This window comes from Novosphingobium sp. AAP93 (genome assembly GCF_001296055.1).
GTDB lineage: Bacteria > Pseudomonadota > Alphaproteobacteria > Sphingomonadales > Sphingomonadaceae > Novosphingobium.
Genome location: NZ_LJHZ01000020.1, coordinates 28,217 through 48,483 on the forward strand (window position 1 = coordinate 28,217; position 20,267 = coordinate 48,483).

At 66.1% G+C, this 20,267-nt stretch carries 20 protein-coding genes and 1 pseudogene; 19 read left to right on the top strand and 2 right to left on the bottom strand.

Annotation, left to right across the window (positions count from 1 at the left end; genetic code table 11):
- Positions 1–161: 161 nt before the first annotated feature.
- The 6 genes from IP83_RS04860 (at position 162) to gdhA (ending at position 6,504) form a co-directional block, all read left to right on the top strand.
- On the top strand, positions 162–1,031 hold the full coding sequence (locus tag IP83_RS04860) for a nuclear transport factor 2 family protein (RefSeq protein WP_082364487.1): 870 nt from the start codon (positions 162–164) through the stop codon (positions 1,029–1,031).
- A gap of 131 nt (positions 1,032–1,162) precedes the next feature.
- A complete protein-coding gene (gene rplO, locus IP83_RS04865) occupies positions 1,163–1,681 on the top strand; it encodes a 50S ribosomal protein L15 (protein ID WP_054121089.1) in 519 nt (172 codons plus the stop codon).
- 177 nt (positions 1,682–1,858) lie between these two features.
- Positions 1,859–3,226, top strand: a complete 1,368-nt coding sequence (secY, locus tag IP83_RS04870; protein ID WP_054121090.1) for a preprotein translocase subunit SecY — start codon at positions 1,859–1,861, stop codon at positions 3,224–3,226.
- A 68-nt stretch (positions 3,227–3,294) separates the two neighbouring features.
- Positions 3,295–3,939: an adenylate kinase gene (locus IP83_RS04875; RefSeq protein WP_054121091.1), complete on the top strand. Its 645-nt coding sequence runs from the start codon at positions 3,295–3,297 to the stop codon at positions 3,937–3,939.
- Positions 3,940–3,987: 48 nt separating this feature from the next.
- Positions 3,988–4,980, top strand: coding sequence for an SRPBCC domain-containing protein (locus tag IP83_RS20445; RefSeq protein WP_197274277.1), 993 nt, complete (start codon positions 3,988–3,990; stop codon positions 4,978–4,980).
- A gap of 168 nt (positions 4,981–5,148) precedes the next feature.
- On the top strand, positions 5,149–6,504 hold the full coding sequence (gene gdhA / locus IP83_RS04885; protein WP_054121092.1) for an NADP-specific glutamate dehydrogenase: 1,356 nt from the start codon (positions 5,149–5,151) through the stop codon (positions 6,502–6,504).
- A 13-nt stretch (positions 6,505–6,517) separates the two neighbouring features.
- On the opposite strand, the gene IP83_RS04890 is transcribed toward gdhA, so the two are convergent.
- Positions 6,518–7,807 carry an MFS transporter gene (locus IP83_RS04890; protein ID WP_054121093.1) on the bottom strand — a complete coding sequence of 430 codons (1,290 nt, stop codon included), beginning with the start codon at positions 7,805–7,807 and terminating at the stop codon, positions 6,518–6,520.
- A gap of 392 nt (positions 7,808–8,199) precedes the next feature.
- On the opposite strand from IP83_RS04890, the gene rpsM reads away from it, so the two are divergent.
- From rpsM to IP83_RS19515, 11 genes are all read left to right on the top strand, one after another.
- On the top strand, positions 8,200–8,568 hold the full coding sequence (gene rpsM / locus IP83_RS04895) for a 30S ribosomal protein S13 (protein ID WP_054121125.1): 369 nt from the start codon (positions 8,200–8,202) through the stop codon (positions 8,566–8,568).
- A gap of 53 nt (positions 8,569–8,621) precedes the next feature.
- Positions 8,622–9,011 (top strand): 30S ribosomal protein S11, encoded by a 390-nt coding sequence (rpsK, locus tag IP83_RS04900; RefSeq protein WP_008065643.1) that lies wholly within the window; start codon positions 8,622–8,624, stop codon positions 9,009–9,011.
- Positions 9,012–9,133: 122 nt separating this feature from the next.
- Positions 9,134–10,198, top strand: a complete 1,065-nt coding sequence (locus IP83_RS04905) for a DNA-directed RNA polymerase subunit alpha (protein ID WP_054121094.1) — start codon at positions 9,134–9,136, stop codon at positions 10,196–10,198.
- Between the two features lie 237 nt (positions 10,199–10,435).
- Positions 10,436–10,861 (top strand): 50S ribosomal protein L17, encoded by a 426-nt coding sequence (gene rplQ / locus IP83_RS04910; protein ID WP_054121095.1) that lies wholly within the window; start codon positions 10,436–10,438, stop codon positions 10,859–10,861.
- Between the two features lie 289 nt (positions 10,862–11,150).
- Positions 11,151–13,364 (top strand): prolyl oligopeptidase family protein, encoded by a 2,214-nt coding sequence (locus IP83_RS04915; RefSeq protein ID WP_082364488.1) that lies wholly within the window; start codon positions 11,151–11,153, stop codon positions 13,362–13,364.
- Between the two features lie 90 nt (positions 13,365–13,454).
- The gene (locus tag IP83_RS04920) at positions 13,455–13,778 is read left to right on the top strand and encodes a DUF1476 domain-containing protein (RefSeq protein ID WP_054121096.1); all 324 of its coding nucleotides are present in this window, start codon (positions 13,455–13,457) and stop codon (positions 13,776–13,778) included.
- Positions 13,778–14,011 carry a BolA/IbaG family iron-sulfur metabolism protein gene (locus IP83_RS04925; RefSeq protein ID WP_054121097.1) on the top strand — a complete coding sequence of 78 codons (234 nt, stop codon included), beginning with the start codon at positions 13,778–13,780 and terminating at the stop codon, positions 14,009–14,011. The genes IP83_RS04920 and IP83_RS04925 overlap by 1 nt, the downstream gene beginning before the upstream one ends.
- A gap of 38 nt (positions 14,012–14,049) precedes the next feature.
- On the top strand, positions 14,050–14,373 hold the full coding sequence (gene grxD, locus IP83_RS04930; RefSeq protein ID WP_054121098.1) for a Grx4 family monothiol glutaredoxin: 324 nt from the start codon (positions 14,050–14,052) through the stop codon (positions 14,371–14,373).
- 410 nt (positions 14,374–14,783) lie between these two features.
- A complete protein-coding gene (locus tag IP83_RS04935) occupies positions 14,784–15,590 on the top strand; it encodes an NUDIX domain-containing protein (protein ID WP_231624908.1) in 807 nt (268 codons plus the stop codon).
- Positions 15,591–15,724: 134 nt separating this feature from the next.
- Entirely contained in the window at positions 15,725–16,030 is a 306-nt protein-coding gene (locus IP83_RS04940) for a hypothetical protein (protein ID WP_054121099.1), read from the top strand.
- A gap of 142 nt (positions 16,031–16,172) precedes the next feature.
- Positions 16,173–16,946 carry a sugar transferase gene (locus IP83_RS19515; protein ID WP_369816995.1) on the top strand — a complete coding sequence of 258 codons (774 nt, stop codon included), beginning with the start codon at positions 16,173–16,175 and terminating at the stop codon, positions 16,944–16,946.
- 177 nt (positions 16,947–17,123) lie between these two features.
- On the opposite strand, the pseudogene IP83_RS21100 reads toward IP83_RS19515, so the two are convergent.
- Positions 17,124–18,137: pseudogene (locus tag IP83_RS21100) on the bottom strand (glycosyltransferase family 4 protein); the annotation flags it as partial.
- A gap of 175 nt (positions 18,138–18,312) precedes the next feature.
- Between IP83_RS21100 and IP83_RS04955 the strand changes: the two are divergent.
- Together IP83_RS04955 and IP83_RS04960 are read left to right on the top strand one after the other, a co-directional pair.
- Positions 18,313–19,182, top strand: coding sequence for a glycosyltransferase family 2 protein (locus tag IP83_RS04955; protein ID WP_054121102.1), 870 nt, complete (start codon positions 18,313–18,315; stop codon positions 19,180–19,182).
- A gap of 8 nt (positions 19,183–19,190) precedes the next feature.
- Positions 19,191–20,264, top strand: coding sequence for a glycosyltransferase family 1 protein (locus IP83_RS04960; RefSeq protein WP_054121103.1), 1,074 nt, complete (start codon positions 19,191–19,193; stop codon positions 20,262–20,264).
- The last annotated feature ends 3 nt before the right edge of the window (positions 20,265–20,267 follow it).

A 20,267-nucleotide genomic window follows, 5' to 3' on the forward strand; every position in this document is an offset into this window, starting at 1 on the left:
GCGGCCATCGCGCCAGAAGACGCAGTGTGCAAGCAGACAAGGCCCTCGGCAGCAATGCCGGGGGCTTTTTCGTGGTATCCGGCGTCGGCGCGTCGATTGCCAAGCCCGACACCGCCGTTAGAATGCACGTCCGATTGCGAAAGAGACGGCAGGGGTAACGGGTGGTTGCAGCGCAAAACATACGCTCGCTTGGCACATGGGCCATCGCCGTGGCGGCAGTTCTGGCATTGGCGGGCGCAGCACCGCCGTTCGCGTCCGACGATCTTGCGGCGATTACCCGCGGCGAGGACGCATTCGGCGGTGCATTTGTCACAGGCGATGCCGCCACGCTCGACCGGTTGCTTGATGACGACTTCATGGGCGTCAAGGCGTCCGGGACGCTCTATGACAAGAAACAGGCCCTGCAGTGGGTGAGTGAAGGGCCAAACAACACCTTCGACCGCGTCGATGACCTGAAGGTGCGGTTCTATGGCGATACCGCGATCGCGCAGGGCCACGAAAGTGAGCGGGGACCCGCGCCCGAATTGAAGCCGCTGCGCCGGGTGTTCACCGACACCTGGGTCAAGCGGCAGGGGACTTGGCGGATCGCCGCCGCTTCCGACATTGATCCGGGGACCGCGACCCCGCCCGCCTTTGCCGCCGATGGCGAGGCGATCCGCGCTCTGCGTGCGCGCAGCAACGCGGCGATCCGCGCGCACGACATGGCTGCATTCTTGCCGGTCTTCGCTGATGATGCCGTGTTTGTCTGGAGCAACGGCACGTCGTCGGTGGGCAAGGCAGGGCTGCAGGCGTCCTTTGCCCGTGATTTTGCCGATCCCGCGTTCATGACCTACATCCGCACCCCACAGCGGGTAAGCGTGTCCGAAAACGGCCAGCGCGCGGCAGAGCTCGGCACGTGGACCGCGCTCAAGCGAGATACCCGTTATGGCGGAGACTACATTGCGCATTGGTTCAAGGGCGCAGGCGGTTGGCAGGTTCGCGGGGAGATCTACGTCAAGCTTTACTGTCAGGGACCTCTTTGCACGCCGTAGACTATGGCAAGCAGGGGCGTTCGCGATCGCTTGATCCGTGGCGCGCATGACAAGGGGTGACATTCGCTCCCGCTTCGCCTAAGGGCCGCGCTCCCATCAGCGCGACTCAAAGCGAAAGCGAGTGCTACACCATGACCAAGCTTAACGAACTCTCCGACAACTATGGCGCCCGCAAGGGCCGCATGCGCATTGGCCGCGGCATCGGCTCGGGCAAGGGCAAGACCGGCGGGCGCGGCGTCAAGGGCGCCAAGGCACGTTCGGGCGTGTCGATCAACGGGTTCGAAGGCGGCCAGATGCCGCTCCACATGCGCATCCCGAAGCGCGGCTTCAACAACATCTTCGCCAAGGACTACGCCGAAGTGAACCTCGGCATGATCCAGAAGGCGATCGACAGCGGCAAGCTCGCGACCGATGGCGTGATCGATCACGCCGCGCTCAAGGCCGCCGGTCTGGCTCGCGGCGGCAAGGATGGCGTTCGCCTCCTCGCCAAGGGTGAACTCACCACCAAGGTCAGCTTCCACGTCGCCGGCGTCAGCGCCGGTGCGCGCGCTGCGGTCGAGGCGCTCGGCGGCTCGGTCACGCTGCCCGAAGCGCAGCCCAGCGAGCACGAGAAGAAGACGGCCCGCCGCGAGGCGAACAAGGCCAAGTAAGGACCACGCGCGGGGGGCTGGTGGATAACCGCCCCCCGTTTGCGTTTTGCGGCCCTTTCGTGCTGATAAATCGAAGGGTCGGGGGTTCGACATTGCCGAACCCTACCTATATGGGCTAGCCACATAGGCACTGCGTTTTGCCGCAGTCAGCCCAGCAGCAAGGCTTGAAACCCGAACATGGCATCCCGCGCCGACAACATCGCCAGCACGCTCAATCTGGCCAATTTCTCGAAGGCGACCGAACTCAAGTCGCGCATCTGGTTCACGGTGGGCGCGCTTATCGTGTTCCGCTTCCTGAGCTTCGTGCCGCTGCCCGGCGTCAATCCGATGATCCTGGAAGAGCTTTACAAGCGCACCCAGGGCGGCGTGCTCGATATCTTCAACGCGTTTTCGGGCGGCTCGCTCCAGCGCATGAGCCTGATCGCATTGGGCGTGATGCCCTACATCACCGCCTCGATCGTCGTGCAGCTCGCGTCCTCGCTCCATCCGGCGCTCGCCGCGCTGAAGAAGGAAGGCGAAAGCGGGCGCAAGAAGCTCAACCAGTACACCCGCTACGGCGCGGTGTTCCTCACCGCGATCCAGGGCTACTTCCTCGCCGTCGGCCTCGAAGCGTTCAGCGCGTCGAGCGGCCTTCAGGCAGTGGTCGATCCCGGCTACATCTTCCGCATCGGTGCGGTGATCAGCCTCATCGGTGGCACCATGTTCCTGCTCTGGCTGGGTGAGCAGATCACCAGCCGCGGCATCGGCAACGGCACGTCGCTGATCATCATGGCCGGCATTGTCGCCCAGATGCCGACATTCTTCGGCAACCTGTTCGAGCAGGGCCGCACCGGTGCGACCAGCCCGTTCCTGATCGTCGGCATCGTCGTGCTGCTGATCGGCGTCGTCATCGGCATCTGCTTCTTCGAGCGCGCCACGCGCCGCCTGCTGATCCAGTACCCCAAGCGCGTCACCCAGCGCGGGATGATGGCGGCGGACCGCAGCCACCTGCCGCTCAAGCTCAACACCGCCGGCGTGATCCCGCCGATCTTCGCCTCGTCGCTGCTGCTGCTGCCGCTGACGATCACGCAGTTCGCCGGTCGTTCGGTCTCGCCCGACAGCACCATGGGTCAGTTCATCGTCGTGCTGAACCAGTACCTTGGCCACGGCAAGCCGGTCTACATGGTGCTCTACGCGCTCGGGATCGTGTTCTTCAGCTTCTTCTACACCGCGATCGTGTTCAATCCGGAAGAGACGGCGGATAATCTGAAGCGCAACGGCGGGTTCATCCCCGGCATTCGTCCGGGCAAGAACACCGAGAAGTATCTCGACTATGTGCTGACGCGCATCACCGTGCTGGGCGCTGCCTATATCACCGTGGTCTGCGTGGTGCCGGAGGCGATCATGGCGGAAACCGGCATGGGGTCGCTGTTCTTCGGCGGCACCAGTCTGCTGATCGTGGTCAACGTGACGGTGGATACCATTACGCAGATCCAGTCGCACCTGTTGGCGCACCAGTACGGGGATCTGATCAAGAAGGCCAAGCTGAAAGGCCGCATGCGCTGAGCCAGCCGCCCGGGGGTCGGGCGGGGAAGCTTGAAAGACAGCGAGCGGGTTATGAGGGGATTGCAGGCGTGAACATCATCCTGTTGGGACCGCCGGGAGCCGGCAAGGGTACCCAGGCGCAGCGGCTCGTCGAGCGGCATGGCATGAAGCAGCTCTCGACCGGCGACATGCTCCGCGCTGCGGTCAAGGCCGGCACGCCGGTCGGCCTCAAGGCCAAGGCCGTGATGGAAGCCGGCGAACTCGTCTCGGACGAGATCGTCTCGGCGCTGATCGGCGATGAACTTGATGCCATGCCCGAAGGCATGGGCGCGATCTTCGATGGCTATCCCCGCACCGCGCCGCAGGCCGAATCGCTCGATGCCATCCTTACCTCGCGCGGCCGTGCACTCGATCACGTGATCGAGCTCGAAGTCGACGAGGACGCGCTCGTCGAGCGCATCACCGGTCGCTACACCTGCGCCACCTGCGGCAAGGGCTATCACGACAGGTTCGAGAAGCCGGCCGCCCCCGGCACCTGCGACAAGTGCGGGGGTCACGAGTTCAAGCGCCGCCCGGATGATAACGAGCAAACCGTGCGCACGCGCATGGCTGAGTACCGCGCCAAGACCGCGCCGATCCTCCCGATCTACGAAGCGCGCGGAATCGTCAGCCGGGTTGACGGAATGGCGGATATGGACGCCGTGACAGGTGCCATCGAGGCCATTCTCGTATAAGCACCTAAGTCGGGGCACCTAAGCGGGTGCGCAGGCAGGGGGCTGGACATGCGGGATATCGGGCGTGAGCTATGGGGCCTGGGCCTCGGCATGGCAGCGCTTGCTCTCATGTCTGCTCCCGCACGCGCCGAGGTGGTGAGCCGGACCGAGACTGGCTTCGTCATCCGTCTGGCCAGCGAAGTAACCGCAGCACCGGCGGATGCCTGGAAGACCATCCTCACCCCTGCGCAGTGGTGGCAGAGCCAGCACACCTTTTCGGGCGACGCCGCCAACCTGACGCTCGATCCGCAAGTCGGCGGCTGTTTCTGCGAAGTACTCCCGCGCCCCGAGGGCGCACCCGTCACGCAGAAGCCCGGCGGCGTGCAGCACATGCGCGTCATCTACATCGAACCGCCGCGCGCCCTGCGCCTGTCCGGTGCGCTCGGCCCGCTGCAGAGCGAGGCGCTGGCGGCGACGATGACAATCACCGTCAAGCCCACCGAGAAAGGCTCGCGCGTGCTGTTCGAATACGTTGTCGGCGGCTTCATGCGTTACAAGGTCGATGAAATCGCGCCGGCAGTGGACCGCATGCTGACAGCGCAGCTCGCCAGCCTGGCCGGAAAGCTGGGTCCCGTTGCCGAACCGGTGGCCAAACCTGCGCCGGACAGCGATGCCCCCGCCAGGGACGAACCTGCCGTGCCGGTCGTGCCGCTCAAGGGTGCCGAACGTTTCAGCCTGCCTCCCAAGGGCGGCAAACCCGCACCCAAGGCATCGGCAAAGCCGGAACCCAAATCTGAGCCGAGCGCTGAACCTGCTCCGGCAACCACCAAAACCACCGCAGCACCGGCGCAAACCGCGAAAGCGCCCGTCAAGGCCGCCTATATGGCTCCGGCCAAGCCCACCGCTGTCACGCCTGCCAAGGTGCCAGCCAAGGCGGCCGCGAAGCCCGCACCAAAGCCCGTCAAGAAGCCTGCGCCAAAGGCTCCCGATCCCGAGGATGACGCGCACCGCGATGCCAATGCCGCCTTCGATGCGGCGCTCGGTTCCACTCCCAAACCGTGAGCCCGCGCGCTGTGCGCGGGCGCACTGTCCTTCGTAACAAAACCGGATAGAACGTCGAACAGGACAAGCGCGACTCGCCGGGCACGACCGGGCGGGCGAGCTGTCCGCAAGGTGGGTCGCACGCAAACCCGAAGCCGATGTCCGGCTTCGTGCAAGGGGGAGAATGCTGTGGCCGTATCCGATCACGTCGACCTGCCGACCTTCATGGAAGGTGTGAAGAAGCGCAATCCGTACCAGCCGGAATTTGTCCAGGCGGTGCAGGAAGTCGCCGAAGACATCTTCGATTTCATGGCGGACAAGGAGCAGTATCACGCGCAGCAGATCCTGCGCCGCATTGCCGAGCCTGACCGCGTCGTCTCGTTCCGCGTTTGCTGGGAAGACGATGCGGGCAAGATCCGCGTCCAGCGCGGCTGGCGCGTGCAGAACAACAACGCGATCGGTCCCTACAAGGGCGGCATCCGCTTCCATCCCAGCGTCACCGAAAGCGTGCTCAAGTTCCTCGCCTTCGAGCAGACCTTCAAGAATGCGCTGACGGGCCTCCCCATGGGCGGCGGCAAGGGCGGCTCGAACTTCAATCCGAAGGGCAAGAGCGTGCGCGAGATCATGCGCTTCTGCCAGTCGTTCATGACCGAACTCTATCGCCACATCGGCGCCGACGTCGACGTGCCGGCGGGCGACATCGGCGTGGGCGGGCGCGAGATCGGCTACATGTTCGGCCAGTACAAGCGCATCACCAACCAGTTCACCGGCGTGCTGACGGGCAAGGGCCTCGAATGGGGCGGCTCGCTGATCCGCACCGAGGCGACCGGCTACGGCGCGGTCTACTTCCTCGCCAACATGCTGGCGACGAAGGGCGAGGACCTCACCGGCAAGACGGCGGTCATTTCCGGCTCGGGCAACGTGGCGACCCATGCGGCGGAAAAGATCGTCCAACTCGGCGGCAAGGTGCTCACGCTCTCCGATTCCGGCGGCTTCATCCACGATCCGGACGGGATCGACCAGGAGAAGATCAACTGGGTCAAGGAACACAAGACCCACCGCCGCGGCCGGATCGAGGACTATGTCGCCGCGTTCCCGAATGCGACCTTCGTTGCGGGCCAGACGCCGTGGGGCGTCCCTTGCGATGTAGCGCTGCCTTGCGCCACGCAGAACGAACTGCTGGGCGAGGACGCGAAGATGCTCGTCGCCAATGGCTGCCGCGCGGTGGCCGAAGGCGCCAACATGCCCACCGACCTTGACGGCGTGCATATCTTCAAGGCCGCGAAGATCCTCTACGCGCCGGGCAAGGCCAGCAACGCCGGCGGCGTCGCGGTCTCGGGCCTCGAGATGAGCCAGAACTCCGAACGCCGCTCGTGGAAGGAGGAGGAGCTCCAGCAGATGCTCAAGGACATCATGCTCGGCATCCACCAGTCCTGCCTCACCTACGGCGATCAGGGCGGCGGCTATATCGACTACGTCAAGGGCGCGAATATCGCCGGCTTCAAGAAAGTCGCCGACGCGATGCTGGCCTTCGGCGTGGTGTGACAGCGGCGCCGGGTCAGCCTTGAGACAAGCCCAGGCTGGCCCGGCGCGCCACCAGCCCCATCAGCGCCGAACCGGCTGCCACGGGGATCAGCAGCGCCACGCCCAGCGCGTAGCTGCCGGTCCAGTCGGCAAGCACGCCCCATAGCAGCGGCCCGAAAAAGGCGCCAGCCTGCGCGATGGTGTTGGTCATGGCGAGACCCGCAGCCCGGTCTGCCGCCGGAACCAGCCGGCTGACGATGGCCAGCGGCAGCATCCCGGCGGTCTGCCCGGCGGCGAGGAACACGATATAGCCGCAGATCGTGCTCGCTGCCGTTCCGCCCAGCCACAGCACGGCAAGGCCCGCCGCCGCCGTCAGCATCAGCCCCGCATAGGCGAGCAGCGAGCGAGGCACTGTCCGCCCTGCCAGCAGGTTCACCGACAGAAGCGCGACCGCCATGGCGACGCCGCCCGCCGACACGACCCTGCCGACACCCGCCACATCGTACCCGGTCCCGTGCGCCAGCAGCTTGGGCGCGGAAAACGCCACGGCATTGACGGCCAGATAGAGCAGCGCATTGGCAAGGCCGAGCATCAGCACGAACCGGTTTGCCAGCGCCCGCAGGATATTGTGCGAAGCGGGGCCCGCTGCCTCGGCCTCGCGCTTCAGCACGCCTTCCAGCCAACCGCGTTCCGCATCGCCCAGCCAGCGCGCCGAACCTGGCCGGTCGGGCAGGGCGAACAGCAGCACGATGGCGAGCAGCACCGAGGGCAGGCCTTCTATCACAAGCAGCCACTGCCAGCCGTGAACCCCAAGCCAGCCGTGCATCGCCAGCAGCGGCGCGGCGATGCTGCCCATCACGATGTAGGACAGCGGCAATGCGATGTAGAACCGGCTTACGGCCCACGCACGGTGCTCGCCGGGGAACCAGCTCGAAAGATAGAAGATCACCCCGGGATAGAACCCAGCCTCCGCCACGCCGAGTGCAAAGCGCATCGCGTAGAATTGCATGGGCGTCTGGACAAAGGCGGTGAGAATCGAGATCAGGCCCCAGGTCAACATGATCCGCGCCAGCCAGACGCGGGCGCCGAACCGCGCGAGGAGCAGGTTGGACGGCACTTCGAGCAGCGAATAGCCGAGGAAGAAGGCGGAGGCGCCCATGCCGTAGATAGTCTCGCTGAAGCCGAGGTCGGCGTTCATCGTCGTGGCCGCAAAGCTGATGTTGGCGCGATCGACCAGCGCGACGAAATAGCTCAGCAGGATCAGCGGCAGCGTTCGCCACGCGATCCTGCGGATCACCGCGCGCTCGTCGATCTCTGCCGTCATTCGCGCAAGGCCCCCAATTCCTCGCGCCGAGGCTAGCAGGGCGCGGCGAAACGACAAGCGGGGCGGCCTCTCGGAAATGGTCCGTTACGACGCGGCCTTTGACCTCGGCCGTCCGATACGGTATAATCTCGACGTCATTGACCGCGGCCGTGCCCCCGAGGCGCGAGGGCCACGCTTTGGTGCGTCTTAATGGTTGACGCATAATCCGAATCGTCCTAAGCGCGCCATTCACTCGATACGACAGGGGTAAAACCGTCGGTTGGGAATCCCGGATTTTTCAGGGTTCCTTCTGGCGATGCAGCTTTCGTGCACCGGGTGTTTCGCGATGAGATGGGGTCTGGCCCGGCGCTTCCCGCGTTGCCGTCATCACCCTGTGGAGCATGGAGAAACAAGTGGCTCGTATTGCCGGGGTCAATATCCCCACCAACAAGCGCGTGATCATTGCGCTGACCTACATTCACGGTATCGGTGCGCACAAGGCCAAGCTGATCGCCGACAAGCTCGGCATCGATCACACCCGCCGCGTGCAGGATCTGTCGGACGCCGAGGTGCTCCAGATCCGCGAAACGATCGACGCGGAACACACCGTGGAAGGCGATCTTCGTCGCGAAACCGCGATGAACATCAAGCGTCTGATGGACCTCGCCTGCTACCGCGGCCTGCGTCACCGCAAGGGTCTGCCCGTTCGCGGCCAGCGCACCCACACCAACGCCCGCACCCGCAAGGGCAAGGCCAAGGCGATCGCCGGCAAGAAGAAGTAAGGCGGCATTAGCCCCGACTTCTCAGCACCATTTCTCGACAGGATTACAGTACAATGGCCCGGGAACCTCAGCGTATCAAGCGGCGCGAGCGCAAGAACATCACCAGTGGTGTCGCGCACGTCAACGCCAGCTTCAACAACACCATGATCACCATCACCGATGCACAGGGCAACGCCATTTCGTGGTCGTCCGCCGGCATGATGGGCTTCAAGGGCAGCCGCAAGTCGACGCCCTATGCCGCGCAGGTCGCGGCTGACGATGCGGGCAAGAAGGCCGCCGAACACGGCGTGCGCACGCTCGAAGTCGAAGTGAAGGGCCCCGGTTCGGGCCGCGAAAGCGCGCTGCGCGCGCTGCAGGCGGTCGGCTTCACGATCACCGCGATCCGCGATGTGACGCCGATTCCGCACAACGGCGTCCGCCCGTCGAAGCGTCGCCGCGTCTGATCCTGCCTTTGGCGGGCGGCAGCGCGGGGCGCGTCCCGCGTTTCACGCCCGCCCGATTTTCTGACCGGCATTGGCCTTTGCGCCAATGGCCGGTCTCCTCCGATAAACCCTAGGGGAATTCCATGACTGTCAACATCAAGAACTGGCAGGAACTGAAGAAGCCCAACTCCCTCGAGATCAAGCCCGGCAACGATGCCAAGCGCCGCGCGACCTTCGTCGCCGAACCGCTTGAGCGTGGCTTCGGTCTCACCCTCGGCAACGCACTGCGCCGCGTGCTGCTGTCCTCGCTGCAGGGCGCAGCGGTTACCTCGATCAAGATCGAGAACGTGCTGCATGAATTCTCCTCGCTCGCCGGCGTGCGCGAGGACGTGACCGACATCGTGCTCAACGTGAAGCAGATCGCCATCCGCATGCAGGGCGAAGGCCCGAAGCGGCTCCAGCTTTCGGCCACCGGCCCGGGCGAAGTGAAGGCCGGCGATATTGCCGTCAGCGGCGACATCGAGGTGATGAACAAGGACCTCGTGATCTGCAACCTCGACGAGGGCGCGACGTTCAACATGGAACTGACTGCCGACACCGGCAAGGGCTACGTTCCCGCCGTGTCGAACCGTCCGGTCGATGCGCCGATCGGGCTGATCCCGGTCGACTCGCTCTACTCGCCGGTTCGTCAGGTCTCCTACAAGATCGACAACGCCCGTATCGGTCAGGAGCTTGACTACGACAAGCTCAGCCTGACGGTCGAAACCGACGGCACCGTCACGCCGGAAGACGCGGTGGCTTATGCCGCCCGCATCCTGCAGGATCAGCTCTCGCTCTTCGTGCACTTCGACGACCAGCTGCCCACCGGCCACGTGCCGGCGATGGGTGGCGGCATGGCCGTCCACACGCCCGAGGAAAGCGACGCGAACCAGCTCAACCGCTACCTGCTCAAGAAGGTGGACGAACTGGAACTGTCGGTCCGCTCGGCCAACTGCCTCAAGAACGACAACATCATCTACATCGGCGATCTCGTGCAGAAGACCGAAGCGGAGATGCTGCGCACGCCGAACTTCGGCCGCAAGTCGCTCAACGAAATCAAGGAAGTGCTGTCCTCGATGGGTCTGCGCCTCGGCATGGACATCCCGGGCTGGCCGCCCGAGAACATCGAAGAGATGGCCAAGAAGCTCGAGCAGGAGCTGCTTGGCTGAGCCGCCCGTCCGCAAGCGACATTTTGCAAAGCAAAATGGTAGCTTGAGGACGGAATAGCGGCCAGCTCGGCCAGCGGCCCAACGGGCCGTCTGACGTCACGGGATTCACTCCCGTGACGGTCTGGCCGCAAAACAGGTTTCGCCTCCCATGGGAGGCAAGGGTGGATTGGCGGTGCCCCCTGAAAACCGCCTGGTACGGGCTACCTGATACGGGCCCCTAACGAACGGAGAAGACCGATGCGTCACAAGCTGGGCCAGCGCAAGCTGGGTCGTACATCCTCGCACCGCCGCGCGCTGATGCGCAACATGGCGGCCGCGCTCATCAAGCATGAGCAGATCACCACCACGCTGCCCAAGGCGCGCGAACTGCGGCCCTACATCGAAAAGCTGATCACGCTGGGCAAGCATGGCGGCCTTTCGAACCGCCGCCTCGCGCACGCCCGCCTGCTTGACGACGCGCAGCTCGCCAAGCTCTTCACCACGCTGGCCGAACGCTATGCCGGCCGCGCCGGTGGCTACACTCGGATCATCAAGGCCGGGTACCGCGCTTCGGACGCCGCTCCGATCGCCGTGATCGAGCTGGTCGACCGCGACACCAGCGCCAAGGGTCTGGACTCGGGCCCGGTGATGACCGCGGATGAGGACGAATTCGAGGCGGCTTGAGTCCGCCAGATCCCGCAAGGGAACCTGGGGGCGGGGCCGCAAGGCTCCGCCCTTTTCATTTCGGCGGGTATTACCGCGCTCACCTAAGTTGGGACCGCAACGCACAACGTGTGCGCCAAGGCCAAATCCTCCGAAATCCTGCCAATCCACTACGTCCCGCCACGTGCAATTTCGCTCTCGCCCACCACCCCATGGTGGTGCTAAACATCTCCCATAAAACATGAATATCGCGGGAAGGATCGGAAGGGCGGTCCTGGTTCTGGCTCTCCTGATGCCGGCACCGGGGGCCATGGCCCGTGAGGAGGCCGAGGCGCTGGCCGCGCCGGTTCGCGGCCCGTCGAGCTATTCCGCCGCCACCTCGGTCCAGCCCTCCGCGACCGAGCGCAAGCCTGGCAGCGCGGGCATCACCGCCTTCTCCGCGCCGCACTATCCGCCGACACGCCGCGACTCCCTGATCGAGCGCCAGTTCGGCGAGGACCTGGCAGATCCCTATCGCTGGCTTGAGGCGGACGTGCGCTCCAGCCCCGAAGTCGCCGGCTGGGTCGCGCAGCAGAACGCGGCGAGCTCGGCCTATCTTGCAGAGCTGCCCGGCCGCGACGCGCTCAAGGACAAGATCCGCAGCCTTTTCGCCTACGAACGCTTCAGCCTGCCGCGCAAGGCGGGGGGGCGCTATTTCTACACGCGCAACAGCGGGCTGCAGAACCAGGCTGTCCTGCAAGTGCGCGAGGGGCTCTCCGGTGAAGGCCGCACGCTCGTCGATCCGAACACATGGACAGCTGCAGCCGGGGAGGGCCTGCGCACGCTGGATGCCTGGGTTCCTTCGCCGGGCGGCCATCTCCTTGCGCTCACCCAGCAGCGCGACGGCAGCGATTGGCGCACCGTCCGCGTGGTTGATGTGTCCAGCGGCCGGATGCTCGATGACCGGCTCGAATGGGCCAATGATACAACGATCGGCTGGGTCGGCGATGCCGGGTTCCTCTATGCGCGCTATCCCGAGCCGCCCGCAGGCGAGGCATACCGCGCGCAGGTCTTCGACAAGGCGATCTGGTTCCACCGTGTCGGCACTCCGCAAAGCGCTGACATCAAGGTCTTCGCGACGCCCGACCACCGCGACTGGAACCACCGCGTCAGTGTTTCATCGGATGGCCGCTGGGCTATCATCATATCCTCTGCCAGCACGCTTCCGCGCCGCACCGTCCGCGTGATCCCGCTCGAGCGCGGCAAGCCGCAGGACTGGACTGCCATCGCAATCGCACCGGACATGACCGACGACTGGAAATTCGTCGAAGGCCTCGGCGATCGCTTGTGGTTCATCACCAATGCCGCCGCGCCGCACTACCGGCTCGCGCGCATCGATCTTGATCGGACGGGCAAAAAGGCCCCCTCGCTCAATGTCGTAATCGGCGAGAACAGCGATACGCTCGATGCCGGGCGCATCGTCGGCAACCGGCTGATCCTGTCCTACTTGCAGCACGGCTCCAGCTACGCCGTCGTCACCGATCTCAAGGGCCAGCCCAAGCGCGCGATCACCGTCGGCGCGATCGGTTCGGCGAGCGGGTTCGGGGGCCGCCCGGGCGATCCGGAGACATTCTACCAGTTCTCCAGCTTCAACCAGCCGCCCTCGATCTTCCGCCTCGATACGCGCACGGGCACCGCCACGCCGTTTGCCGTGCCGCGCCTGCCGTTCAATCCTGACGACTACGTGGTCGATCAGCGCAGCTTCCCCTCGAAGGACGGCACCCGCGTGCCGATGTATGTCGTGCGAAAGCGCAGCCTTGCCGCGTCGAACACCGCCGCCCCCACGCTGCTCTACGGCTATGGCGGCTTCGATGTCGCACTCACGCCGGGCTATTCGGCGGTTCGCATGGCGTGGCTGGAAGCCGGCGGCGTCTTCGCGCTGGCCAATATCCGCGGCGGCGGCGAGTTTGGCCGTGCCTGGTACGATGCCGGGCGCCTCGCCAACAAGCAGAACAGCTTCGACGATTTCATCGCAGCGGGCGAATACCTGCTCAAGGAAGGCATCTCCGCCAAGGGCGGGCTTGCCATTCAGGGCGGCTCCAACGGCGGCATGCTCGTCGCGGCCGTGATCAACCAGCGCCCGGACCTGTTCGCCGCCGCCAACCCGGACGTCGGCGTGATGGACATGCTGCGCTTCGACCGCTTCACCTCGGGCCGCTTCTGGGTCGACGACTACGGCAGCCCCGCGCGCGAGGCGGACTGGCGCGTGCTCAGGTCCTATTCGCCTTATCACAACATCCGCCCGCGCGGCGATTACCCGGCGATCCTCGTCACCACCGCCGATACCGATGACCGCGTCGTGCCCGCGCACAGCTTCAAATATGTCGCCGCGCTGCAGGCCGCCGATCTCGGCGCGCGCCCGCATCTGCTGCGGGTCGAGGCGCAGGCTGGCCATGGTTCCGGCAAGCCGGTCGACAAAGTGATCGCCAGCGGCGCGGACGTGCTTGCCTTCCTCGCGAAATGGACGGGGCTTGCCCTCCAATAGCACCCTTGCGGCCATGCCCGCGCGCCACTATCCCACATCCGTGAAGCAGCCGGCCGCCAAGGTGGGCGCAAGCCACAGGAAAGACCCGACATGACCTCGTTCCAGGACCGTGAACGCGCCGAGGAAGCCAAGTTCGCCCACGACGAAGATACCCTGTTCCGCATCCAGGCCCGCCGCAACAAGCTGCTCGGTCACTGGGCAGCGCAGCGCATGGGCCTCGATGCCGCCGAGACGGAAGCTTATGCCCGCGCCGTAGTGCAGGCCGAGTTCGAGGAAGCCGGTGACGAGGACGTCGTGCGCAAGCTGCTCGGCGATCTGACGATGGCCAAGGTCGAGATCGACGAATCCGAAATCCGCGCCGCGCTGGCCGAACAGGCGATCGAAGCGCGCCGCCAGATCGTGGGCGACGCCTGATGCCGATGCCCGCCGCCGAAATCGAGGCGCTGATCCGCACCGCGATTCCCGATGCGGAGGTCACGATCACCGATCTGGCTGGCGATGGCGATCACTATGCCGCGCATGTCGTCGCCGCTTCGTTTGCCGGTCTCAGCCGCGTTGCGCGGCACAAGGCGGTCTACGGCGCGCTGGGTGAGCGGATGGGCGGAGTGCTCCACGCCTTGCAAGTGACCACCGGCGTCCCCACCTGATTCTCAAGCAAACGTCACGAAAGATCCGGAAGAGCCCCATGTCCACCAACCAACGCATCGCTGAAATCGTCGGTACAAACGACGTCGTCCTGTTCATGAAGGGGACGCCGCTGTTCCCGCAGTGCGGCTTCTCGAGCAAGGCGGTTGCCATCCTCGATCACCTCGGTGTCGAATATGCCTCGGTCGATGTGCTGCAGGACATGGAGATCCGCCAGGGAATCAAGAGCTTCTCCGATTGGCCGACGATCCCGCAGCTCTATGTGAAGGGCGAATTCGTCGGCGGGTCGGACATCATGATGGAAATGTATCAGGCCGGTGAGCTCCAGCAGCTCATGGTCGATGCGCAGGTCGCGCAGGCCTGATTCTTCAAGCCCGCTGAATGGCAAAACGCGGCCTCGCAGCATGCGGGGCCGCGTTTTTCGTTTCAGGAGCCGGTGTCGTGGGGAAGGAAGTGTCCGGCCCCGCGCGTGGGTGGGGGGAGAAATCCGCGCGCGGGGCTTGTCAGGCGGTGGGGAGCCTAGAGAGGCGGAACCGGGAGACCGGGGGGAACGGTTCCGCCTCTGGGAAGACACTCTCAGGACAAAAGAGACTATGCATGGGGCGTGCCAAGTTGGCGAATGGCCCAAAAAACCGCTTGAAGCGTCCCGAACCGGGTATGCGGTGGGCGACCCCGTGTAAAGTTTGCCGACAGGCCTCTCACTTTGGAGGAGAACGCGGCAAAGGCGTGCCGAGGCGCTTGGCAAGTCCCCGCAGGCTGTAGCATGGTCGGGTCATGGACGAACTCGACGACATGGGCGAACACGCGGACGCTGCCCCCGCCACTCCGGCTGCCACGCTTGTGGTGTTCCGCCATGATCCTGCCGGCGGACCTGCCCATATCCTGATGGTCGAGCGCTCGGGCAGCCTTGCCTTTGCGGGCGGGGCGACCGTGTTTCCCGGCGGCAAGGTCGATCCGGCGGACCGGGAGCTTGCCGAAGCTTTCATGGCGCGCACCGGCCTCGCGCTCGATCCGGCGGACGCTGCGGGGCGCATCACCGCCGTTCGCGAGACGCTGGAGGAAACCGGCCTCGCCGTCGGCCTCGTCGGCGCCATCGATGCGGAGCGCGCGGCCGCCGCCCGCCGCCTCCTGCTCGATACGGGCCGCCTCGCCGATGTGCTCGAAGCGTTCGATTGGGAGCTCGATTTCGATGCGCTCGTGCCCTTCGCGCGGTGGTGGCCACGGCATCGCAACATGCGCGTGTTCGATACGCGGTTCTATCTCGCCGATCTCGGCACCGGCGCGGTGGAAGTGACCGCGGACACTACCGAGAATCGCCACCTGTTCTGGGCCAGCGCGGCCGAGGCGTTGCGTCTTGCTGACGAGAAGGCCATCAAGATCATCTTTCCCACCCGCCGCAATCTCGAACGGCTGGCCCAATTCAGCCATTTCCACGCCGCGCGCGAGCATGCGCTGACGACGCCGATCGTGACCGTCACGCCGCGGATCGAGCTGCGCGATGGCGAACGCTGGCTGGTGATTCCCCCTGATGCCGGTTACCCGGTCGATGGTGAACCGCTCTCTCAAGCGGACCGCGCTTAGACTGCTCCGAGATGGAGGTGATTGTGCAGTGCAATGAATTTTTCGTTGCGCTGCATATACTTAAGTAAAAATACATAGATTCGCGAAAGCCTCGCTTCATCCCTGCGCACTAGACTGGCGCGCGGAGGTACCCGATGTCCGCTGCCCAGCCGCGCCGCACAAGCGCCGATCCTGCCGCTTCGGCCATGCCCCAGGCTGCCGCGCCTGATGTGCTGGGCGCGCCTCCATCCGCTGCTCCAGCTGCCCGTCTTGCCGATGAACTGGCGGTTCCGGCGCGTTCGCCAGTGCACCAATTGCAGGCAGAACTGCTCCAGCTGACCGTTCCGGAACACATCGTGCCAGAGGACCTTTACCCCGGCTGGTTCCGCCTCGCCTTCCCGATCGCCAGCTCCGCGCTGCTCTGGGCAGCGATCATCTGGGGCGCCAGCCGCTTCGCCTGAACGGCCCCGCGTCAAGCGTTTCGCTGCACGCTTATCCAACCGTCCCGGGGGCATCCTCGCCTGACCCGTGCTGCACTGCACGCCATCATGACGTCACTGCCGCCCCCTTCCGGCGTGCGGGCCTCGTATGGAGACCGGAGCAGTGAACAGCCTCATGCCAGCCCAGGTCGAGCCCTGGGCACCCGAAGCCGCCCCCACCGCGTTTGTTCCTGCCGCGCGGCCCGTTCCACCTCCGCGCGTGCTTTCGGCCGTGCCCTTGCCGCCAGAGCCGCTGCTTCCGCCGCGCCGTGCGGCGCCTGCCTCGCGCCATATGCGGGCCATCCGCGTGCTCGATATCGCGGTTGCGGCCACTGCGCTGCTGCTGCTCCTGCCGGTGCTGCTGGCAATCGCGCTCGCGATCAAGCTGCTCGATCCCGGCCCGCTCCTCTTCGCGCACCAGCGGCTGGGGCAGGGCGGGCGCCCGTTCCGCTGTCTCAAGTTCCGCTCGATGACGGTGGATGCAGGCGAACGCCTTTCCCGCCTGCTCGAAGCAGACCCGGCCGCCCGTGCGGAATGGGCCGAAACGCACAAGCTGCGCTGCGACCCGCGCATCACGCCGCTCGGCCGGTTCCTGCGCCGCAGCTGCCTCGATGAGCTGCCGCAGCTTTTCAACGTCCTGCGCGGGGAAATGAGCCTAGTCGGTCCGCGTCCGATCACCACGGCGGAGGTTGTGCGCTATGGCCGCTATTTCGCGGTCTATTGCAGCATGAAGCCAGGCATTACCGGGCTCTGGCAGGTCAAACGCGAGGACGCGACGAGCTATCGCCGCCGTGTTGCCTTCGATCTCGCCTACGCCCGCTCGCGTTCGCTGGTCCTCAATTGCACCATCCTGCTGCTCACTGTCCCATCGGTGCTGCGCGGGCAGGGCGCCTGCTGAAGCGGACTTGCCGCAAAAGAAGATGCCCCCCTCGGAAACCTCGCCCGCCGGATCACTCCGGCGGGCATTTTCGTATCCGCTGCCCAGAACAGCATGCAGCACCCCTGCGGCCTGATCGCGCCAGGTCCAGTGCGCGGCGTGGAGCCGGCCCTTCGCCGCCAGCCGGGCGGGATCGGCCAGCACCCGCCGCACGGCCGCCACCATGTCGTCCACATCGTGCGGATCGCAATAGACCGCCGCCGTTCCGCAGCGCTCGGTCATCGCTGGAATGGCGGAGACCACCACCGGACAGCCGAAATGCATCGCTTCGACCGGCGGCAGCGGGCTCGCTTCGTAGAACGAGGGAAACAGCAGGCACCCGGCATTGCGGTACAGCTGCCCCAACGCATCCAGCTCGGTCACCGGCCCGGTAAAGCGCACGAGATGCGCCACATCCGCCGGGATATCCCCCGCGATGGGGGAGAGGATATCGCTTCCGCCACCGACAATCAGCGTGTCGAGGCCGTCCTCGCGCGCCAGCCGCACCGCTGTTTCCAGCACGCCGTGGATGTTCTTGCGCCGCGAGAGTGAACCGACGAACAGCACGTAGCCCGGCTCGGGCTCCACACCGGTCGGCTCTGCGGCCTGTGCGCCCGCCGGGCTGCTGCTCCAGCCGCCGTTCTGCGCCACGCGGATTCGCCCGCGCGCTTCCGGGCGGAGCGCCGCGAGCATGGCCTTCTCCCGCTCCGAAACGGTGATGATCGTCCGGGCCCGGCGCAGCAGCGAGGGCAGCATGAAGCGATGTCCCAGTCGGTAGTGCCGCCGATAGGCGCCGGGAAACTGCCGATACGAAAGGTCATGGATCATCACCGAAACGCTCTGTCCGGCATGGAGCGAGGCAAACGGCGCGGTATTTCCAAGGCAAAGCAGATGCCCGCCGCGCACCCGGCCCGGCAGCACCAGCTGCTCCCAGGCATGGCCGCCCCACCGGCTTTCCGCGCGCTCCACCGACGTGACCTGCAGGCCCAGATCATCGACAACGGCACCCGCCTCGCATACCAGCCGCAGCGCGACCGGCAGGCCGTCCTCCGCTACCAGCCGGTCGAACGCGCGCGTGAGCTCGCGCGCCACGCGCTGCACCCCCGTCACCGGCTGCATCAGGAAACGGCCATTGATGACGATCTCGGGGTTGCTGGTGCTCTGCTGGGTCATCCGCGCACGGTCCTGCTGGTTGGGAATGCCGCGTTCTACCACCACCCCTGCTTCTACCGCGCCCGCTAACGGGTCGGGTTCGGAGACAACGTTCGTGGGCGCGGGGCCGGGCCTTGGCTAGACCGGTGGGGCCACACGCGATGGAGTGGTGCTAGGCTTCGGGGGCAGGCCGCATATGCTGCGTATCCATATCGCTATCGCCACGGTTGGCCGCCCTGCGCTGCTGCGTGAAACGGTCGATCTCATCGCGCGGCAGACGCGCACGCCCGATGGCGTGGTGATTGTCGCGCCGTCGCAGGCCGATTTCGGCAGCGCGGGCGAAAGCGCGCTGCAGCCGGAGCTCGTGCTTTCGCCCAAGGGCCTTTGCCGCCAGCGCAACCGCGCGCTCGAAGTGCTGGAGGGGCGGACCGACGTGGTCCTGTTCCTCGACGATGATTTTGTCATGGCGCCCGGTTACTGCGCCGCGATCGAAGACCTGTTTGCCTCCGATCCGGGGATAGCCGGCATCACCGGCAACCTCGTGGCAGACGGGGTGCGCCACGGCGGCTTCACCGCGGAGCAGGCGCTCGATCTGATCGCCCGCGATGCGCCGGGGCTTGATCCGGCGGTCATCCCGCGTGAGGCGCTTTATGGCTGCAACATGGCGCTGCGCATGTCGCTGATGCGCGGCCTGCGCTTTGATGAAGCGCTGCCGCTCTATGGCTGGCAGGAGGATATCGATCTGACGATGCAGCTGGCCCGGCGCGGGCGGCTGGTCTCGTCGGGCCGTGTCACCGGTGTCCATCTCGGGGTGCGCGGCGGGCGTACTTCGGGTCGGCGGCTCGGCTATTCGCAAGTCGCCAACATCGTCTACCTGCTGCGCAAGGGCACGATCCCGCGCTGGCTGGCGGGCCGGCTGTTCTGGCAGAACCTCGCCGCAAACCTGCTGCGCGCGCCGTTCCCCGAACCGCATATCGATCGCGCCGGCCGTCTCGCGGGAAACGTGCGCGCGCTCGCCGATCTCGCGCTCGGCCGGATCGATCCGCGCAAGATCGAGCGGATGTGAGGCCGCGCATGCGCCGCGTTGTCTTCAATGGAAAGTTCCGCGCCGGGGGGCTGAACGGCGTCCACCGCGTCGCCGCGCGCCTGATCGCCGAAGTGGACGATCTCCTCGCCACCGCTCCCGCGCCCGATGATCCGCCCTGCGCGCTGATCGTGCCCAAGGGCTGTGCCGATGGCCCGCCGCTCACCGCGATTCAGGTGATCGAGGATGACCAGCCCGCCTCGCAGGCATGGGAACAGCTGCGCCTGCCCCGGCTTGCGGCGGGCGGGCTGCTCGTCAATCTCGCCAATCTCGCGCCTGTCGCGCACCGGCCCAAGCTCACCCTGCTGCACGATGCGCAGTTCCTCCGGGCGGACAGCTCCTACCCCTGGCGCCAGCGCGTGGGATACCGCCTGCTGACCCCGCTGATGGCGCGCTCCAGCGCGCGGGTGCTCACCGTCTCGGCCTTCTCGGCGGACGAACTCGCGCGCGGCGGCGTCACCGGGAAGGCGGGGGCGGAAGTGCTCCATAACGGCGCGGATCATATCCTTGAAGCAGTGCCGGATCCCGCAGCGCTCACCCGCCTGGGCCTCGCCCCGCGCACCTATGTGCTGATGTTCGGCAGCCCCAAGGCCTACAAGAACAACGCCGTCGTCTTCGCCGCTTTTGCCGATGGCGCGCTGGCGCCTTTGCGCCTCGTCGTGATCGGCCCGCCGCGTGCCGCGCTGGAAGCCGCCGGGCTCGCCCCGCCGGCGGACACGGTGTTCGCCGGTCCCTGTGACGATGCCGCCCTGCGCGGGCTTTATGAAGGCGCCGCCGCGCTGCTGTTCCCCTCGCGCACCGAAGGGTTCGGCCTGCCCCCGGTGGAGGCGATGCTGTGCCGCTGCCCGGTGATCGCGGCGCCCTGCGGGGCCGTGCCGGAGATTTGCGGCGATGCCGCGCTCTATGCCGATCCGGACGATCCCAGGTCGTGGCGCCGCGCGATCACCCGCCTGCCGCGTGAGGTTCTGGTGGAGGCCGGCCGCGCCCGCGCCGCGCGCTATACCTGGGCGCGCGCCGGGCAGATGCTGCTCTCCTCCTTGCGCGAACTGGCCCGCAAGACATGAGGC

Excerpts from the sequence above, each read along its gene's own strand:
- rplO (WP_054121089.1), top strand. The coding sequence starts at position 1,163 with ATGACCAAGCTTAACGAACTCTCCGACAACTATGGCGCCCGCAAGGGC.
- secY (WP_054121090.1), top strand. The coding sequence starts at position 1,859 with ATGGCATCCCGCGCCGACAACATCGCCAGCACGCTCAATCTGGCCAAT.
- IP83_RS20445 (WP_197274277.1), top strand. The coding sequence starts at position 3,988 with ATGCGGGATATCGGGCGTGAGCTATGGGGCCTGGGCCTCGGCATGGCA.
- IP83_RS04890 (WP_054121093.1), bottom strand. The coding sequence starts at position 7,807 with ATGACGGCAGAGATCGACGAGCGCGCGGTGATCCGCAGGATCGCGTGG.
- rpsK (WP_008065643.1), top strand. The coding sequence starts at position 8,622 with ATGGCCCGGGAACCTCAGCGTATCAAGCGGCGCGAGCGCAAGAACATC.
- IP83_RS04905 (WP_054121094.1), top strand. The coding sequence starts at position 9,134 with ATGACTGTCAACATCAAGAACTGGCAGGAACTGAAGAAGCCCAACTCC.
- rplQ (WP_054121095.1), top strand. The coding sequence starts at position 10,436 with ATGCGTCACAAGCTGGGCCAGCGCAAGCTGGGTCGTACATCCTCGCAC.
- IP83_RS04915 (WP_082364488.1), top strand. The coding sequence starts at position 11,151 with ATGGCCCGTGAGGAGGCCGAGGCGCTGGCCGCGCCGGTTCGCGGCCCG.
- IP83_RS04920 (WP_054121096.1), top strand. The coding sequence starts at position 13,455 with ATGACCTCGTTCCAGGACCGTGAACGCGCCGAGGAAGCCAAGTTCGCC.
- IP83_RS04925 (WP_054121097.1), top strand. The coding sequence starts at position 13,778 with ATGCCGATGCCCGCCGCCGAAATCGAGGCGCTGATCCGCACCGCGATT.
- grxD (WP_054121098.1), top strand. The coding sequence starts at position 14,050 with ATGTCCACCAACCAACGCATCGCTGAAATCGTCGGTACAAACGACGTC.
- IP83_RS04935 (WP_231624908.1), top strand. The coding sequence starts at position 14,784 with ATGGACGAACTCGACGACATGGGCGAACACGCGGACGCTGCCCCCGCC.
- IP83_RS04940 (WP_054121099.1), top strand. The coding sequence starts at position 15,725 with ATGTCCGCTGCCCAGCCGCGCCGCACAAGCGCCGATCCTGCCGCTTCG.
- IP83_RS04955 (WP_054121102.1), top strand. The coding sequence starts at position 18,313 with ATGCTGCGTATCCATATCGCTATCGCCACGGTTGGCCGCCCTGCGCTG.
- IP83_RS04960 (WP_054121103.1), top strand. The coding sequence starts at position 19,191 with ATGCGCCGCGTTGTCTTCAATGGAAAGTTCCGCGCCGGGGGGCTGAAC.